Annotated in this window: 14 protein-coding genes; 9 read left to right on the top strand and 5 right to left on the bottom strand. The window is 53.8% G+C overall.

The genetic code is table 11. The features are described 5' to 3' along the window. Positions 1-258 precede the first annotated feature (258 nt). Positions 259-714: a flavodoxin family protein gene (locus ABYP39_RS10820; protein ID WP_372749062.1), complete on the bottom strand. Its 456-nt coding sequence runs from the start codon at positions 712-714 to the stop codon at positions 259-261. 78 nt (positions 715-792) lie between these two features. Between ABYP39_RS10820 and ABYP39_RS10825 the strand changes: the two genes are divergently transcribed. After that, the gene (locus ABYP39_RS10825; protein ID WP_372758744.1) at positions 793-1221 is read left to right on the top strand and encodes a nuclear transport factor 2 family protein; all 429 of its coding nucleotides are present in this window, start codon (positions 793-795) and stop codon (positions 1219-1221) included. 9 nt (positions 1222-1230) lie between these two features. Here ABYP39_RS10825 and ABYP39_RS10830 read toward each other — a convergent pair whose 3' ends face one another. Beyond that, positions 1231-2367, bottom strand: a complete 1137-nt coding sequence (locus ABYP39_RS10830; RefSeq protein WP_372782504.1) for a CaiB/BaiF CoA transferase family protein — start codon at positions 2365-2367, stop codon at positions 1231-1233. A gap of 120 nt (positions 2368-2487) precedes the next feature. Here ABYP39_RS10830 and ABYP39_RS10835 point away from each other — a divergent pair, with 120 nt between their 5' ends. The 7 genes from ABYP39_RS10835 (at position 2488) to ABYP39_RS10865 (ending at position 14022) form a co-directional block, all read left to right on the top strand. After that, positions 2488-3513 carry an NADP-dependent oxidoreductase gene (locus ABYP39_RS10835; RefSeq protein ID WP_372782506.1) on the top strand — a complete coding sequence of 342 codons (1026 nt, stop codon included), beginning with the start codon at positions 2488-2490 and terminating at the stop codon, positions 3511-3513. Between the two features lie 99 nt (positions 3514-3612). Further along, positions 3613-4053 carry a lactoylglutathione lyase gene (gene gloA, locus ABYP39_RS10840; RefSeq protein WP_372758743.1) on the top strand — a complete coding sequence of 147 codons (441 nt, stop codon included), beginning with the start codon at positions 3613-3615 and terminating at the stop codon, positions 4051-4053. A gap of 142 nt (positions 4054-4195) precedes the next feature. Then, entirely contained in the window at positions 4196-5413 is a 1218-nt protein-coding gene (locus tag ABYP39_RS10845) for a cytochrome P450 (RefSeq protein WP_372763644.1), read from the top strand. A gap of 116 nt (positions 5414-5529) precedes the next feature. Then, positions 5530-10314 carry an NAD-glutamate dehydrogenase gene (locus ABYP39_RS10850; RefSeq protein ID WP_372763643.1) on the top strand — a complete coding sequence of 1595 codons (4785 nt, stop codon included), beginning with the start codon at positions 5530-5532 and terminating at the stop codon, positions 10312-10314. Positions 10315-10547: 233 nt separating this feature from the next. After that, on the top strand, positions 10548-12203 hold the full coding sequence (locus ABYP39_RS10855; RefSeq protein WP_372763642.1) for a nitrite/sulfite reductase: 1656 nt from the start codon (positions 10548-10550) through the stop codon (positions 12201-12203). After that, a complete protein-coding gene (locus ABYP39_RS10860) occupies positions 12196-12684 on the top strand; it encodes a DUF934 domain-containing protein (protein WP_372750428.1) in 489 nt (162 codons plus the stop codon). Before ABYP39_RS10855 ends, ABYP39_RS10860 begins: the two co-directional genes overlap by 8 nt. Before the next feature lie 174 nt (positions 12685-12858). Further along, positions 12859-14022 (top strand): cation:proton antiporter, encoded by a 1164-nt coding sequence (locus ABYP39_RS10865; protein WP_372760059.1) that lies wholly within the window; start codon positions 12859-12861, stop codon positions 14020-14022. Between the two features lie 9 nt (positions 14023-14031). Here ABYP39_RS10865 and ABYP39_RS10870 read toward each other — a convergent pair whose 3' ends face one another. From ABYP39_RS10870 to ABYP39_RS10880, 3 genes are all read right to left on the bottom strand, one after another. Next, the gene (locus tag ABYP39_RS10870; protein WP_372782508.1) at positions 14032-14661 is read right to left on the bottom strand and encodes a YceI family protein; all 630 of its coding nucleotides are present in this window, start codon (positions 14659-14661) and stop codon (positions 14032-14034) included. Positions 14662-14748: 87 nt separating this feature from the next. After that, positions 14749-15678 (bottom strand): electron transfer flavoprotein subunit alpha/FixB family protein, encoded by a 930-nt coding sequence (locus tag ABYP39_RS10875; RefSeq protein ID WP_372764786.1) that lies wholly within the window; start codon positions 15676-15678, stop codon positions 14749-14751. Then, positions 15675-16427 carry an electron transfer flavoprotein subunit beta/FixA family protein gene (locus ABYP39_RS10880; RefSeq protein ID WP_372759604.1) on the bottom strand — a complete coding sequence of 251 codons (753 nt, stop codon included), beginning with the start codon at positions 16425-16427 and terminating at the stop codon, positions 15675-15677. Before ABYP39_RS10880 ends, ABYP39_RS10875 begins: the two co-directional genes overlap by 4 nt. 92 nt (positions 16428-16519) lie before the next feature. On the opposite strand from ABYP39_RS10880, the gene ABYP39_RS10885 reads away from it, so the two are divergent. Continuing rightward, positions 16520-16879 (top strand): hypothetical protein (locus ABYP39_RS10885; RefSeq protein WP_372782510.1); only part of this gene is annotated, 360 nt, incomplete at its 3' end.

Below are 16879 nucleotides of genomic sequence, written 5' to 3' on the forward strand. Positions count from 1 at the left end.
CAAAACTGCCGCACCAAAACTGGCAGCACTAACACCTGCGGCCAAACAAAATACGAGAGGAGTACGAATAACGGAAAAGCCATGCCGTAACGCGTCGAGCATCGATCGTTCCTTATTATTATTTCACTAAACTGCCGCGCACACCTGCGCATACCAAATGTAAACGGCGATAACATAATCTCAGATAATGGCCTGTTTTCCATGCCAATTCAAGCGCTAACACCGAATTTAAGTCAACCCCTTAAATCACCAATGGAATTAGAAGATGCCCATTCCGAGACCTGCCGCAAAACTTAGCCCCAACTCTTCCGCCCGCTCCAAATCCTCTGCCTGCGGTGGTCCTCGCACGATCAGTGGCTCCGCCACCGGTGATAAGGGATAACCCTTCACTATCCGCTCGAGCTGGCGAACCGCCCCGCTGCCATCATTGCCGCAACTCACTATCAGCATATAGGGGCGAGCCAGGGTACCGGGCTCACAGGGGTAAAAGGTGCGATCAAAGAAATCCTTCATGCCCCCGGAGAGATAACCAAAGTTTTCCGGTGTAACGAATAACACACCATCACACCGTTTCAGGTCATCGCTGCCGGCGGCCATGGCACGTTTCAATGTCACGTGCACTTCAGCTTCTTCGCTGGCGGCCCGCGCAGCGGCCTCCGCCAAGCATTGCGCACTGCCCGACTGGGTATGAAATACGATCAGCAATTCCTTCAAGCCGCCCCCTTTTGGCTGGTGCTATACTGCCGCCAGCTCTCTTTTCAAAACACGATAATAATGGACTGCACCTTCCACATGACGCAACACAGCAGCAAAGCCAACAAACAGTTACTGACAGACTTTCAGAGCGCGCTAGCCCGCCGCTTGCAGGGCGAAGACGTTGATATACGCCGCTTTTTTCACCCTGATATCGCCTGGCACTTTCCAAAATCAACCGCTGCGGCCTCCAGTGGGAGCGACCACTATGGCATTGACGCCGTGATGGCAATGTTTGGCGGCGACGTGGATACTTTTTACCAGCCGGGCACGATGAAGTTTCATTACCACGCGCTGACCGCCGAAGAAGACCGTGTGCACATGCACTTCAGCCTGGAAGCCAAAGCAGTGAATGGACGGGATTACTACAACGATTATCAGAGCCTGTTCCGCTTTGCTGACGGCAAAATTATCGAAGTATGGGAATACTTCGACACGGCCTACCTGTTTAGCGTATTTGAAAACTGAGCGCGGTCTTCATTCGCCCATAACAACGCCGTTGGCCAGCAGTTCACGCTGGTACTCATCGGCTACACCCAGCTCCGCAAGAATGGCCATGGTATCGTGCCCGCTCGGCACCGCTGAAGCGGGTTCACCCCCGTCGGTACGACTGAAACGCGGCGCTGTGCGTGGCTGCCACACCCCGTCCTTCACAACAATCGAATTCCGCGCCCGATTATGCGGGTGATCCTTGACTTCATCCATGCTCAACACCGGTGTTACGCAAGCATCACAATCGGCAAAATGAGCCTCCCAATGATCTCTGTCGTGCTGCAGAAATGCTTCTGCGATCCGCTCCTTCATCGCCGGCCACTGCGCCATGTCATACTGGTTAGGCAATTCGTCCGCCAACCCGAGGCGCTCCACAAAGACCTGATAAAACTGTGACTCAAGCGCCCCAACAGCCATAAAGCCACCGTCACGGGTTTGGTAAACCTCATAAAAGGGCGCGCCGCCGTCAATCATGTTGGTGCCGCGTTCACCCCAGTATCCGGTTTGCCAGGCTGAGAATAGCGAGGTCATCAGCAGCGAGGCACCATCAACCATCGCCGCATCCACCACCTGCCCTTTACCACTCCCCTTAGCTTCAAGTAGCGCACAGACCATCCCGAAGGCCAGTAACATGCCGCCGCCACCAAAATCACCCACCAGATTCAGCGGAATTGCCGGCTTTTCTCCCGCCCGCCCCATGGGGTGAAGAGCGCCGGCAATCGCAATGTAATTGATATCGTGGCCGGCTCGATTCGACAGCGGGCCATCCTGCCCAAAACCCGTCATTCGACCGTAGACCAAGCGTGGGTTAGCCCGCAGGCAATCGTCAGGGCCGAGCGTATACTTTTCCAGCACTCCGGGCCGAAAGCCTTCGATGAAACCATCCGCACTCGCAATCAGCTGCTGCACCAGTGCGACGCCACCTTCTTTCTTGAGATCAATACAAATACAGCGCTTGCCGCGATTGAGGAAATCCAATTCCGTCTGATTGGCGAACATCGATCCGCCCGGCCGCTCGATGCGAATAACATCAGCCCCCATGTCGGCGAGCAGCATAGCTGCAAATGGTCCCGGTCCGATCCCCGCAACTTCAATTATCCGTAAGCCCACTAGCGGCCCCATCACACAACTCCTTTTACGACTGCGGTATTCAGATATTGCCAGCTAAACCAACAGTCATGTTATTAAAATTTTTACCGTGATAGTGTTTCCGGCTTTAGAAAAGCATACGGAATAAATGCCATGAGCGAAATAAACCGTCAGTGGATTTTCAACCAAAGACCCCAGGGTTTTGTGGACACCGACACATTTACCTATCACGAAGCACCGCTAACTGAGCCCGATCTCGCCGCCGGCGAGGTTTTGATCAAAACCCTCTACTTGAGTTTTGACCCAGCCATGCGCGGCTGGATGGACGACAAACCCAGCTATCTGCCTCCAGTTGAAATTGGCAGCCCGATGCGGGCCTCAGGCATTGGTCAGGTTGTTGCCTCGCAACGCGATGACTTGCCAACAGGCTCACTGGTAATGGGCTTCCTCAACTGGCAGGAATACCTCTGCGTAGATGCCAACGAGGCGACCAGCCTGAACCGGCTGCCCGATGGCACACCACCCGCAATGGCACTGTCGGCCTTTGGCGGCACCAGCATGACGGCCTATTTTGGCTTGCTCGACGTGGGCCAACCCAAGGCAGGTGACACTGTGCTGGTTTCAGGCGCAGCAGGAGCAACAGGCTCCGTCGTCTGCCAAATAGCCAAACTCAAGGGCTGTCGCGTTATTGGTATCGCCGGCGGCCGGGAAAAATGCGATTGGCTAAAAGCCGAATGTGGCGTCGACGAGACCATTGATTATCGCGCAGACGACGTGGGCGCGGTACTGGCTGATATCGCCCCGATGAGTATCAACCTGTTTTTTGACAATGTCGGCGGCTCGATACTCGAAGCTGCCATTGATCAGATGGCGGATCACAGCAGCATTGTGCTCTGTGGCGCGATTGCAGGCTATAACGATGCAACCCCAGCGCCCGGACCGCGAAATCTGATGACGCTGATTGCTCGCCGAATTCGTATGCAGGGCTTTATCATGCTGGATTATCTGGATCAGCTTGAACGCTTCCAGAACGAGTTTGGTGGCTGGGTCATGGAGGGAAAAATCAAGACCCGCGAAGATATTCAGGAGGGCTTTGAAAACATACCCGCCACGCTTGCCCGTCTGTTCGAAGGCAAAAATACAGGCAAGCAATTACTGCGGCTCGCCGATCCTGCTTGATCAAGGTAATTTTGACAAAGCACCGGCTGGGAATTCAGCAGTTCCCGGCCCACACTTTTCGCTTAGCACTACCACCGACAACCCCGAAGAGACCTATTCATGAAGTATCTCCACACCATGGTGCGCATCAGCGACATTGATGCCAGCCTGCATTTTTACTGCAATCTGCTTGGTATGAAGGAAATCTCCCGTTACGACAGCGAAAAGGGACAGTTCACTCTGATCTTCCTGGCAGCGCCTGACGATGAGGCCCAGGCCCAGGACGAAAAACGACCCACTATCGAGCTGACCTACAATTGGCAGCCCGAAAGTTACAGTGGCGGACGTAACTTTGGCCACCTGGCATTTGCCGTAGACAACATCTACGACACCTGCCAGAAACTCCAGGACGGTGGCGTTACCATTAACCGCCCTCCCCGTGATGGCCATATGGCCTTTGTTCGCTCGCCCGACGATATCTCCGTAGAGCTACTACAAAAAGGCGACGCCCTGCCGCCCCAAGAGCCCTGGGCTTCTGCACCCAACATCGGCGAGTGGTGATGACTGCCTGCAAACCAAAGCAGTTCCTGGACTAACTCGCTAGACCGCGCGCGAAAAATTGCCGGCGGCCCCCGATTGCAAAACTAATAACTATTAGTCAATATCAGGGCAATAATAATCAGCGCATATCTGGAGCCACATCATGAGCTGCCCTCATCTCAACCTACTCAATCCCGACGTCTACCGGGATGGCATTCCGCACGATCATTTCGCCCAACTGCGCAAAGAGCGACCGGTTTATTGGCAGGATGATCCCCTTACAGGGGTCGGCTACTGGGTGGTCACCAAATACGATGATCTCCAGTATATTTCCAAGCATCCGGAGATTTTCTCGTCGGCAGAACGCACTGCGCTGGCAACAGAAATGTCCGAGGAAGAAGTTGCCATGCAACGTATCATGATGCTGAACATGGACCCACCAGACCACTTGAAGTATCGACGCATCGTCAATAAGGCCTTCATTCCCAAAGTAGTAGAAGAGAAATTGACCCATATTCGCGACATGGCCAAAACCATAGTTGACGCCGTAGCCCAGCGCGGCGAATGCGAGTTTGTGTCAGAAGTGGCTGCAGAGCTGCCACTCCAGGTCATTTGCGAGTTAATGGGTGTCGCCCACGACGATCGTCACATGATATTCCACAACACCAACATCATGATCGGCGCCGACGACCCGGATCTATCCACAACCGCCGACGAGGGCATGATGGCGGCCGCAGAGATCTACACCTACGGCTATAAGATTCTTGAAAACCATCGCAAACATCCGGGCAACAACCTGATAGATATGCTGGTCACTGGCACGGTGGACGGCGAACAGCTCAGCGACGACGAATTTGCCCAGTTTTTCCTGCTCCTGCTGGTCGCGGGGAACGAAACGACCCGTACCGTAACGGCCAACGGTATGAAGCTACTGATCGAGCACCCTGAACAGCATCAGGAGCTGATTGACAATCCCTCCCTGATTCCCAACGCCATCGAAGAGTTTTTGCGCTATGAACCTGCAGTGATGCAATTTCGTCGCACGACGAAATCGGATGTGGAATTGGGTGGCCAGCAGATGAAAAAAGGCGACAAGGTCGTCATGTACTACACCTCGGCAAACCGAGATGAAGACTACTTCAACAGCCCGGATGTATTCGATATCCACCGTGACAACGCCAAAGAGCATCGCTCGTTCGGTATTGGCGAGCACTTTTGCCTGGGCTCTCACCTGGCCCGTCTGGAATTGCGGGTGATGTTTGAGGAAATCATCCCACGGCTGCGCAACCCTAGATTTGCAGAGAAACCCAATTACATGCGCTCCGCCTTCCTGAACAGCATGAAAACAATGCCCATCACATTCGACCCCGAAACCGCGTGAAATCCAGTGCGCCGGACACGCTGAAAAGCGCGTGTTCGGCAGCATTTCACCCGCGGGTTGAAATAGCGTAGACATTGACTAAGCTCAAGTAAGTCAACGACTTTTCTGGGCTCGCAATGAAATCAAAACTAAACAGACTCTATCGCCAGATCAAGCAGTCTGTGAACGACCCACAAGAACGACAACAGCTACTCAATATAGCCGAGCGCTACTGGGACATCATTGACCGCGAGGAATTTCGGCAGCGCGCCGCAAAGGATTTGCTCGACATCACCCGGCGCCATCTGGCACTGGCCGCCACCCGTCGCGGTGACGCCCTCAAACTCGATATCAGGGAAGACCCCGAAAGAGGCATTCTGCTCTTTGAGATGGTGGCCGAAGATCGCCCATTTATTTTCGACTCCCTGTCTAATCTGGTCTACGACAGCGGTTATATCCCCCTGCAGTCAAACCACCCCATTCTCTGGGTGAAGCGCAACGGGCGGGGACAACTGCAGGACATTACCGCCCTCGATAAGAAAGATCAGGAAACTACCGACTATCAGGCCGAATCCTTCGTACGCTACGAGCTGGAACCCGGTGCCAACGCCCTTCCTGCGAGCAAACTGAAAGCACGCGTAAAGGAAACCCTGGCAAATATCAAAGTGGTGGTGGCGGACTGGCAGGCAATGTGCGACAAAGCCCTCGAGCTACAGACGCATTACAACGCGACCAAGGCTCCACTGGCGCCGCGAGCCCGGCGCCAGGTCAGCAATTTTCTGCAGTGGATTGCCGGCAACAACCTTACTTTTATCGCCTACGTGCATTTATCGCTGCGCAGCGGCAGCCGACCAACCCTCAATGTCGATCCCGGAAGCAGACTCGGCCTACCACTGGACGCAGCTCCGTGGGAGCATATCGCAGACCCGGAAGAACGCCAGCGCACGCTGGAGCGCTACCTGGCCAGCGAACGCATCTTAACCATTACCAAATCGACTGAACTGTCTCCGGTACGTCGCTTTGTACCGATGGACTATATCGCGATCAAGGATTTCGACGAAAAAGGAAAACTCAAAGGCGAGCATCGATTCTACGGTCTGATGACACGCGCGGCCTACAACAGCCGGGCGCTCGACATTCCCTTGCTCAAAGACCGCATTGAAGCGGTCATGGCAAAAGCACATTTCCCCAGAGGCAGCCACAACGCCAAAATGCTGCTTCAGATACTGGAAACCTTCCCCCGCGACGAACTGTTCCAGAGCAGCACCCGCAGCCTGTTCTCCATGTCGATGGGAATTCTCGCCATTGAAGAACACAATCGCGTACGGGTGTTCAGCCGCTCCGACCCCTTCCATCGCTACTATTCGATTCTGGTTTATATTCCGCGCGAATATTACAGTCAGGCCGTGCGCGAAAAAATACAAAATGTCGTCTCTACCGTGCTTAACGCCGCAAGCTGCGAATTCAATATTTACTTCACCGACTCACGGATGGCTCGCCTGCATTTAATCGTCAGGATGCAACCAGAATCACCGCAACGGGTAGACGGAAAGGCGCTGGAAGAACTCATCAGCGGCATAACAGAAAGCTGGCATAGTAAACTGAAAAGCCAACTGCTGGAGAAATACTCTCGCAAAGAGGCAGTATCGATCTATCGCTACTATCACGAGGGTTTCAGCCCGTCCTATATGGCCAAAACGGACGTTGCCAAAGCGCTGACCGACATTGAACATCTGGAGCGCCTGCATCACTCAGAATCACCGGTATCGGTACGTCTTCATCGCGATATTTCCCGTCTAGAAAACCGGGTAGAGCTACGGTGCTATTTCAAAACCCATCCCCTGCCACTATCAGACATTCAACCAAGGCTAAACAATCTGGGCTTGCGTCTGCTGCTGGAAGATCTCTATCCAATTCAGGCAAGTGATGGCACACGCTATTGGGTGCAGGATTTCCGCGCCGAAGTGGCGGTGAATGTGAACCAGCTGTTCTGGCATGACGCCACGCAGTTCGAGCAGGCGTTTGTTGCCATCTATGAAGGCCTGTGCGACGACGACGATTTCAATCGACTATTAATCAGCGCCGATGTGAACTGGCGCGAAGCGGGCCTGCTGCGCACCTACTGCCGATACCTGAAACAGCTGGGTAACAATTTCGAACAGCAGTATCTCAGTCGACTTTTGGTAGAGCACGGCAGCCTGTCGCGACTGTTGATCGATCTGTTTCACTCCCGCTTCGACCCCGCAGTCAAAGAGCGTGAACAACGCTGCCAAAAGCTGATCGAGCAGATGGACTTTGCGCTGGAAGACGTGCAGAGCCTGGATGCAGATCGTTTATTCCGCTCACTCAAGCACTGTCTTCTGGCCACAATGCGCACTAACTACTACCTGGAGCCTCGCAACCCGGTTTATGTTCTGAAGCTGTCTCCGAGACAGATTCCCGATGCGCCAGAACCAAGACCGCGCTACGAAATATGGGTGCACTCTCCTCAATTTGAAGCTGTGCATCTGCGCGGAGACAAGGTCGCCAGAGGTGGCCTGCGCTGGTCGGATCGCCCCGAAGACTTCCGCACGGAAGTGCTCGGTTTGGTGAAATCCCAGATGGTAAAAAACGCCGTGATTGTCCCGGTAGGCGCAAAAGGGGGATTTGTCTGTCGTCAATTGCCAGTCAATGGAGATCGCAACGCGATTCAAGAGGAAGTGATCGCCTGTTACAAAGCCTTTATTCGAGGCATGCTCAGCATTACGGACAATCTGGTGAAAAACCGGATATCCCGCCCCTCTAAACTGGTCTACCACGATGATGACGACCCCTATCTGGTTGTCGCAGCAGACAAAGGCACCGCAGCGTTTTCAGACATTGCCAACAGCATCTCGGAGGAATTCAATTTCTGGATAGGCGATGCCTTTGCCTCAGGCGGGTCTAACGGCTACGACCACAAGAAAATGGGCATCACAGCCAAAGGGGGCTGGGAGGCGGTGAAACGTCATTTTCGCGAAATGGGACGCGATATCCAACGGGAAAGTTTCAGCGTTGTGGGTATAGGCGATATGGCTGGGGATGTGTTTGGCAATGGCATGCTGCTGTCAAAGCATATCTGCCTGAAAGCCGCGTTCAACCATTTGCATATCTTTATAGATCCCAACCCCAACCCATCTACATCATGGAAAGAACGCAAACGTCTGTTTTCCCTGCCGCGCTCAACTTGGGAAGATTACGATGGCCGAGTACTGTCGAAAGGCGCGGCCATTTTTTCGCGCAAGGACAAACGAGTCACCCCCAGCAGGGAAGCCTGCGAAGCGCTGGCACTGGAACCGCGTGATTACACCCCTGATGAGCTGATCCACGCCTTGTTGAAAGCTCCCGTCGATCTGCTCTGGAACGGTGGTATCGGCACCTATGTAAAGGCCGAAAACGAGACCCATCAGCAGGTAGGCGACCGCGCCAACGATGCCATTCGCGTCAACGGCAATGAGCTGCGCTGCGCTGTTGTCGGTGAAGGTGGCAATCTTGGCTTGACGCAGGCCGGGCGCATTGAGTTTTGTCGCAATGGCGGTCGCTGCAACTCCGATTTTATCGACAATTCAGCCGGTGTCGATTCCTCCGATAACGAGGTTAATATCAAAATTCTCCTAAATCAGCTGATCGCCGAGGGCAAGCTCGACACCAAGCAGCGCAATGCCCTGCTGCGCAAGATGACCCGCGATGTAGAACACAATGTGCTGCGCAACAACTACCTGCAAACCCAGGCAATCAGCATGTTATCTGCCCAGGCGCCGGAGCGTCTTGGTGAGCAGGCGGAACTGATCCGCATTCTGGAGCGCGACGCTGGGCTGGATCGCAAACTGGAAAACCTGCCCGATGAAAAAACACTGCAGACTAGACGCACCGCAGGTGAAGGCCTGACCCGGCCTGAACTGGCCAACCTGATGTCCTGGGCGAAAATTCACATCAACAAGCTGCTGCTGGAATCCGACGTACCGGAAGATCCTTACTTGTCACAGGAGCTCGAACGTTACTTTCCCCCACAATTAGGACAACACTATGGCAGTGCCCTGCCCAAGCACCGGCTGAAGCGCGAAATCATCTGTACCGTGGTAACCAATAGTCTGGTTAATCGAATGGGCAATGCCTTTGCGCATCGTCTCAATGACGAGCTCGGCAACAGCTTTGAAGATATGGCGCGCGCCTACACCATAGCGCGAGACCTGTTTCAGGTACGCGAACTGTGGGACGCTATCGAAACACTGGACAATAAAGTCGATGATGCCTCGCAGCTGAGAATGATGCTGGAAATCCGCCGCCTGATAAAACACATCACGTTGTGGCTACTGAACAGCAAACAGAGCCTTACCGATATTCGCTGCCTGATTGAGCGCTACCGCCCCGAGGTTGAGCTGCTGCGCGACAACATGGACAGTTACCTGTGCCAGCATGAACTGGCACTTATGCAAGAAAAACTGAGCCAGCTTTTTGCGCAGGGCGTGCCGGAGAAAATCGCCCGCCCCGTCGTGCTACTCAAAGCGCTCTACGCCGCCCCCGACATTACCTGGCTGAAGGAGCAAACCGGCGGTAACGCCAACACCCTGGCCCAAATCTACTTCAGGCTGGCAGATAGCCTGCAGATCACCTGGGTGCGCCGTCAGATTGACGCCCTGAAGGCAGAAACCCGCTGGCATGCTCTGGCACGCAATGCTCTGCGCGACGACCTCTATCAGCGGCACCGCGATCTGTGCGCCAAAGTATCCGGAGAATTGGCCCTCAAAGAGCCCATTGTCGAACAGATTGATCTGTGGATTGAGCAACACCGTGTACAGACTGAATACCTGCGCGATCTGATCACTGAAGTTCAAAGCGGTCATCAGGCAGACTATATGAGCCTGTCGGTGATATTGCGCCAGCTTGGCCGCCTGGCGGCCTGATCTGCCACTTAAGGCCTTTTATCTACCAGACAGCGACGTTATCTCGTCGCTACTGTTTGTGTTAATAAGCTTATAAGGAACAAATCTTTCCCCCTTTCCCGGCACTTGGGTACCATGGCGCCCTGAATTGGCGGCAATGTCGCTAAACTCGCGCTGGCACAGGCATTTAGTGTAGAATTGCGCGCCTTCTAACACCGCTCCACCGCATTTTTCGGGATATTTTCGGGACAACGATGTACAGATACGATCACTACGACCGTCAGATCATCAACGAGCGGGTCGCCCAATTCAGGGATCAGACCCAACGCTATCTGGCTGGCGAAATCACGGATGAACAATTCCTGCCGCTGCGCCTGCAGAATGGGCTGTATATACAGCGACTAGCCCCGATGCTTCGCATCTGTATTCCCTACGGCACGCTGAATGCCACCCAGCTGCGCAAGCTGGCTGAAATCAGCCGCAAATATGACAAGGGCTACGGGCATTTCAGCACCCGGCAGAACATTCAGTTGAACTGGCCGAAACTGGAAGAAGTTCCAGATATTCTCGAGGATCTGGCGACGGTTGAAATGCACGCCATTCAAACCAGCGGCAACTGTATTCGCAACTTCACAGCTGATCAGTTTTCCGGTGTCGCCCAGGATGAAATTGAAGACGCCCGCCCCTGGTGTGAAATTTTGCGTCAGTGGGCAACCTTCCATCCCGAATTCGCATTCCTGCCGCGTAAATTCAAGATTGCCATCTGCGGCTCTAAGCGTGACCGCGCCGCTGTTGCCTTTCATGACATTGGGCTGGAAATTATCAAGGACGCCCAAGGCGAAACGGCCTTCAAGGTATTTGTTGGTGGCGGCCTGGGGCGCACCCCCGTCATTGGCGCACTGATACACGACTGCCTCCCTAAAGAGCATGTCATGTCGTATCTCGATGCCATATTGCGCGTCTACAACCAGCTGGGTCGTCGCGACAACAAGTACAAAGCTCGCATCAAAATACTGGTTAAAGCGATGGGCGCTGAAGCGTTCAAACAAAAGGTTGAGGAAGAATGGGCACACATCAAGGATGGCCCAATGACCTTGACCCAAGAAGCCATCGACCATGCTTTTACCTTTTTCCAACCGCCGGCCTACGAGGCAATTGATGCCGCCGCTGCACAATCGGCGCTCGACGACCAGCGACTGACTGATCCACGCTTTGCGGCATGGCTGAGCCACAATGTGGTTGCCCACAAACAGCCTGGCTACGCCATTGTTAATGTGTCACTTAAAGAAACTGGCTTTGCCCCAGGAGACATTACCGCTGAACAGATGGAGGCCGTTGCCGAACTGAGCGAGCAATACGGTTTTGGTGAATTGCGCAGCACCCACGAACAGAACCTGGTATTGCCCGATATTCGCAAGACCGACCTGTTTGCGGTGTGGCAAAAACTGGATGCCCTGAGACTTGCTACGCCGGTTATTGGCACGCTCAATGATATGATCTGCTGCCCCGGCGGCGATTACTGCGCGCTGGCGAACGCCAAGTCAATTCCCGTGGCCGAAGCCATTCAACGCCGCTTTGACGACTTGGATTACCTTTACGACCTCGGCGAAATTGAGCTCAACATTTCCGGCTGCATGAACGCCTGTGGCCACCACCATATCGGCCATATAGGCATTCTTGGGGTGGACAAAAAAGGTCAGGAGTTTTATCAGGTATCGCTTGGCGGAAGCCAGAGCAATGATGCCGCGATAGGCAAGATTCTGGGCCCCTCCTTTGCTCAGGACGAAGTACCCGAAGTAATCAGCAAACTGCTGGAAACCTATGTTGCCAACCGAACCGAGGAAGAGCGCTTCCTGGACACCTACCGCCGTATAGGGATTGAGCCATTCAAGGAGCGTGTATATGCCTGACATCAAGATCATCAAGGACGGCGCCGTGGTAGCCGATGACTGGCAAGTTATCCGGGACACCAGCGAAGATCTGCCCCAGGGCAAAATTATTGTTCCTGCCCAGTACTGGCTCGACAACAAAAGCTCTCTAGACGCGCGCGGCGACGTCGCAGTGTGGCTTGCGAGTGACCAGTCGCCCAAAATACTCGGCGACACCATTGGTCACTTTGAATTGATTGCCGTCGATTTTCCGGCTTTTGGTGATGGCCGCGGTTTCAGCTATGGCCGCGAGCTGCGCGAACAGCACGGCTTTACTGGCGAACTGCGGGCTATTGGTAACTTTATGCGCGACCAACTGGCCTACCTTGGACGCTGCGGTTTTAACAGTTTTGCCCTGCAAAACACTGATGTCGATGCCGCCCTCAAAAGCCTGAAAGACTTTTCAGTGCATTACCAAACGTCGATAGACAACCCCCAGCCGTTGTTTCGCGCTCGCAGCTAACACCTCCTGTATCGGGTGCGGTTTCTACTGCATAGTAGACGCGCCCGCATTCCTCCCCAGTCAGGGCTGCGCTGCCCCGGCAATTGCCGTATCATCCAAAGTGTTGTTTTTTTGGGGACAATATTTGATGGCGCGGCTTCATATAACACGGTGCGCGACCTCGGGGTTTACCCGGTGAGCGGCATTACCACATCGTTTTTCCTGATCTTCGCCGGCGCTGCAGTAGTCGCGTCACTTGCACTCTACACCCGCCAACCCCTGATTATTGCTTATATCGTTCTTGGCGCACTGATCGGCCCCTACGGCATGGAGTGGGTCACAGACCTGAAATTGCTTGCCGATATTGCCGATGTTGGCATTCTGTTCCTGCTGTTCCTGCTCGGGCTCGACATGCAGCCACGCGCACTGATAGACACCATCCAGAAATCTACCGTGGTTGCTCTGCTGTCCTCTCTTCTGTTTGCCGCCACCGGGTTCAGTATTGCCTATGCGTTCGATTTTACGTTTATGGAGTGCCTGGTCATAGGCGCTGCCATGATGTTTTCCAGTACTATCATTGGTATCAAGCTGCTGCCTACCACCGTACTGCACCACAAGCACACCGGCGAGTTGATGATTGGCCTGCTATTGCTGCAGGATCTGATCGCGATTTTCGTCTTACTGCTATTGATGGCCCTGAGCCTGGGCGAGTTCAATGTCGCTGACTTCAGCCTGACGCTGCTGTCACTACCACTGTTAATAGCCTTTGCTTTCGGCGCTGTTCGGTGGGTCGTACTACCACTCCTACGTCGCTTTGACCGATTTCACGAGTACATCTTTCTGGTGGCGCTGGGCTGGTGTCTCGGCTTGGCCGAGGCCGGCCATGCGTTGGGACTGTCTGCAGAAATTGGGGCGTTTTTGGCTGGCATCAGCCTGGCAACCAGCCCGATTTCTCAATACATTGCGGTGAACCTGAAACCGCTGCGTGACTTTTTCCTGATACTGTTTTTCTTTTCCCTAGGCGCGCGCTTTGATTTGAGCTTGATCCGCGAAGTGCTGGCAGCGGCGCTAGTACTGGCAACGGTGATGCTCTGCATGAAGCCAGTGACATTCCGCTATTTGTTGCACGGGCTGAGTGAGCGCAACACGCTGGCATGGGATCTGGGGTTTCGACTAGGACAGGTCAGCGAGTTTTCGCTATTGATTGCCTACATGGCTGCAGGGGCCTCTATCATTGGGCGGGAGGCGTCTCACCTGATCCAGGCCACCACGATCATCACCTTCGTTGTATCGTCCTACATCGTTATCCTGAACTACCCGACGCCGATCGCCATTTCTGACAAACTGCGCCGGGACTGACGGCCGCCGCTAGAACGGCAGCACTTTCTTCAATGGTGAATCGCCATCCTTCGGCTTATCATCGTCGCCACCCTGCTCTCGGAATACCACCGAGAACGTCACTGGCACTGCCCGTGTTATCGATTTCAACCCGGCAATTTCCTGCAGTTTGTCCACGCCCGCGCCAAGACCAAAATCAGCCACCCGAATAAAGGCGGGCTCGACCGTGTAAACAGTGAAAGCGCCTCCTGTACCCTTCACTATCCTTACCAGCAATTCCAGCCCCGCCTTTTTGCCGTGCAGATCAAGCTCACCCTTAAGGCGCCGCTGCTGAATATCACCCACCGCCATATCATTGATCGCATCCAGGTCAACGCTAGTGGTATAGGTTGCTTTCGGGAAGGACGTCACCTCAAATAGATGCTCCTTCATGCGCTTGTCGCGAATATCAATACGGGTATCGACGCTGCCCAGCTCGACCGTTATTTCTGCTTTTCCGGCCTTGTCGACAATGCCGCCAAGGGTGGTAAAACGGTGCAATTCCGCCACGCTCTCGTTTTTGATACTGCCAAAATTGAGTTGCGAAACACTGTTATCCAAGGTCAGGTCAGCCGCGGCGGTGCAACTGACGAGCAGCAAGGGAAGCAGGCGTTTTTTCATTTTAATTCTCCAGCAATCAGCATAAGTAAAAATCCTACCATAAAAAAACCCGGCACTAGGCCGGGTTTTTGTGAGACAGGTCGCTGTTTATAGGGCAGCGTCAAGCTCGGGTACTGCTTCAAACAGATCCGCAACCAGACCGTAGTCTGCCACCTGAAAGATGGGAGCGTCTTCGTCTTTGTTGATCGCAACAATGACTTTACTGTCTTTCATGCCAGCCAAATGCTGAATTGCGCCAGAAATACCTACCGCGATGTACAGATCAGGGGCAACGATTTTACCCGTTTGACCAACCTGCATATCGTTAGGTACGAAGCCGGCGTCAACCGCAGCGCGCGAAGCACCTACGGCAGCACCCAGCTTGTCGGCAACTTTGTACAGCATTTCGAAGTTGTCACCGTTTTGCATGCCGCGACCGCCAGAAACAACGATGCTGGCTGCAGTCAGGTCAGGACGATCGCTTTCCGCAATCTCTTCCTTCACAAACTCTGATTTGCCAGCGTCTTTCGCAACATCAACAGCCTCTACCGCTGCCGAACCACCTTCTGCGGCAACCGCATCAAAGGCCGTGGTACGCACAGTGATCACTTTGATAGCGTCTGCAGATTGCACAGTGGCGATAACGTTACCAGCGTAAATTGGACGCTTGAATGTATCTGCGTCTTCAACAGCGATAATTTCAGAAATCTGAGCTACATCCAGCAACGCTGCCACACGCGGCATGAAGTTCTTGCCTGTGGTGGTCGCTGGTGCCAGAACGTGGCTGTAGTCTTTGCCCAGCTCGGCGACCAGATCGCCCAGATTTTCTGCCAGCTGGTGTCCGTATGCTGCATTGTCGGCAACCAGTACTTTGGCAACACCGTCAATCTTGGCAGCAGCATCGCCTGCGGCGCCGCAACCTTCACCGGCAACCAGTACGGCAATATCTCCACCGATAGCTTTCGCCGCAGCAACAGTGCTCAGCGTGGCGCCCTTGATTTCTGCATTGTCGTGTTCAGCAACTACCAGAATACTCATGAGATCACCTTCGCTTCGTTCTTCAGTTTGTCTACCAGCTCAGCCACGGTCTCAACCTTGATACCAGCCTGGCGCTCGGCCGGCGGCTCAACTTTCAGGGTTTTCACACGGGGAGCCACATCAACGCCCAGGTCAGCCGGCGTGAGAGTATCAAGCGGCTTTTTCTTGGCTTTCATGATGTTGGGCAGAGAAGCGTAACGCGGTTCGTTCAAACGCAGGTCTGTGGTAACAACTGCTGGCAGGCTCAATTTAACAGTCTGCAAGCCGCCATCGATTTCACGGGTAACGCTTACGGAGTCGCCATCGATCGCCACTTCAGAGGCAAAGGTGCCCTGACCCATACCGGCCAGCGCAGCCAGCATCTGGCCAGTCTGGTTGTTGTCACCGTCGATTGACTGTTTGCCCAGAATAACCAGCTGCGGCTCTTCTTTGTCGACAACAGCTTTGAGCAGTTTGGCAATTGCCAAAGGCTGCAGGTCTTCGTCGGACTCAACCAGAATACCGCGATCTGCGCCCAGCGCCAGCGCTGTGCGAATCTGTTCCTGGCAGTTCTTCGCGCCCAGAGAAACGGCAACCACTTCCGTGGCAATACCCTTTTCTTTCAGGCGAACGGCTTCTTCGACCGCAATCTCGCAGAACGGGTTAATGGACATTTTAACGTTGTTCAGGTCTGGACCAGAGCCATCGGACTTGGGTCTAACCTTGACGTTGTAATCAACGACACGTTTGACAGCAACAAGAACCTTCATGGATTCCCCATTTTCTGTTCATCTAAGGTGAGAAAGTGATGCCATGACCAGCTGGTGGAACCCTGGCACCGGTGTAAAAATCGGGAGGTATCTTGACGTTTCTGACAGTCAAGGTCAATAAACGCGACGCATTTAGCGGATTTATAACCTTTATTCGGGGGGTATCTACGGCATTTTTTCGTCGCGGGCTGAAAAATCAAAGAAAACACGCTAAGTTGTTGACTGCGAAGCGATATTATATTCCAAGCCAGCGACCAGCAAAGCTCGCATTTGCACAACCAGACATTGTAGACCGGTGGTGTTTTACGGCCTCAGTCAGTATACTCTGCGGCCTTCCAAATGCAGCTTTCCCCTTGATTTGGCTGTATTTACTGATTCAGAAGAGGAGTTCAATCGTGGAACGCGAATCGATGGAATTTGATGTACTGATCGTGGGTGCTGGTCCGGCCGGA

Origin of the sequence: Litorivivens sp., assembly GCF_041625495.1 — a bacterium.
Classification (GTDB): domain Bacteria; phylum Pseudomonadota; class Gammaproteobacteria; order Pseudomonadales; family Spongiibacteraceae; genus Litorivivens.

Bases quoted from the DNA above. Each gene is read 5' to 3' on its own strand.
- ABYP39_RS10825 (WP_372758744.1), top strand. From the start codon at position 793: ATGACGCAACACAGCAGCAAAGCCAACAAACAGTTACTGACAGACTTT.
- ABYP39_RS10830 (WP_372782504.1), bottom strand. From the start codon at position 2,367: ATGGGGCCGCTAGTGGGCTTACGGATAATTGAAGTTGCGGGGATCGGA.
- ABYP39_RS10835 (WP_372782506.1), top strand. From the start codon at position 2,488: ATGAGCGAAATAAACCGTCAGTGGATTTTCAACCAAAGACCCCAGGGT.
- gloA (WP_372758743.1), top strand. From the start codon at position 3,613: ATGAAGTATCTCCACACCATGGTGCGCATCAGCGACATTGATGCCAGC.
- ABYP39_RS10845 (WP_372763644.1), top strand. From the start codon at position 4,196: ATGAGCTGCCCTCATCTCAACCTACTCAATCCCGACGTCTACCGGGAT.
- ABYP39_RS10850 (WP_372763643.1), top strand. From the start codon at position 5,530: ATGAAATCAAAACTAAACAGACTCTATCGCCAGATCAAGCAGTCTGTG.
- ABYP39_RS10855 (WP_372763642.1), top strand. From the start codon at position 10,548: ATGTACAGATACGATCACTACGACCGTCAGATCATCAACGAGCGGGTC.
- ABYP39_RS10860 (WP_372750428.1), top strand. From the start codon at position 12,196: ATGCCTGACATCAAGATCATCAAGGACGGCGCCGTGGTAGCCGATGAC.
- ABYP39_RS10870 (WP_372782508.1), bottom strand. From the start codon at position 14,661: ATGAAAAAACGCCTGCTTCCCTTGCTGCTCGTCAGTTGCACCGCCGCG.
- ABYP39_RS10875 (WP_372764786.1), bottom strand. From the start codon at position 15,678: ATGAGTATTCTGGTAGTTGCTGAACACGACAATGCAGAAATCAAGGGC.
- ABYP39_RS10880 (WP_372759604.1), bottom strand. From the start codon at position 16,427: ATGAAGGTTCTTGTTGCTGTCAAACGTGTCGTTGATTACAACGTCAAG.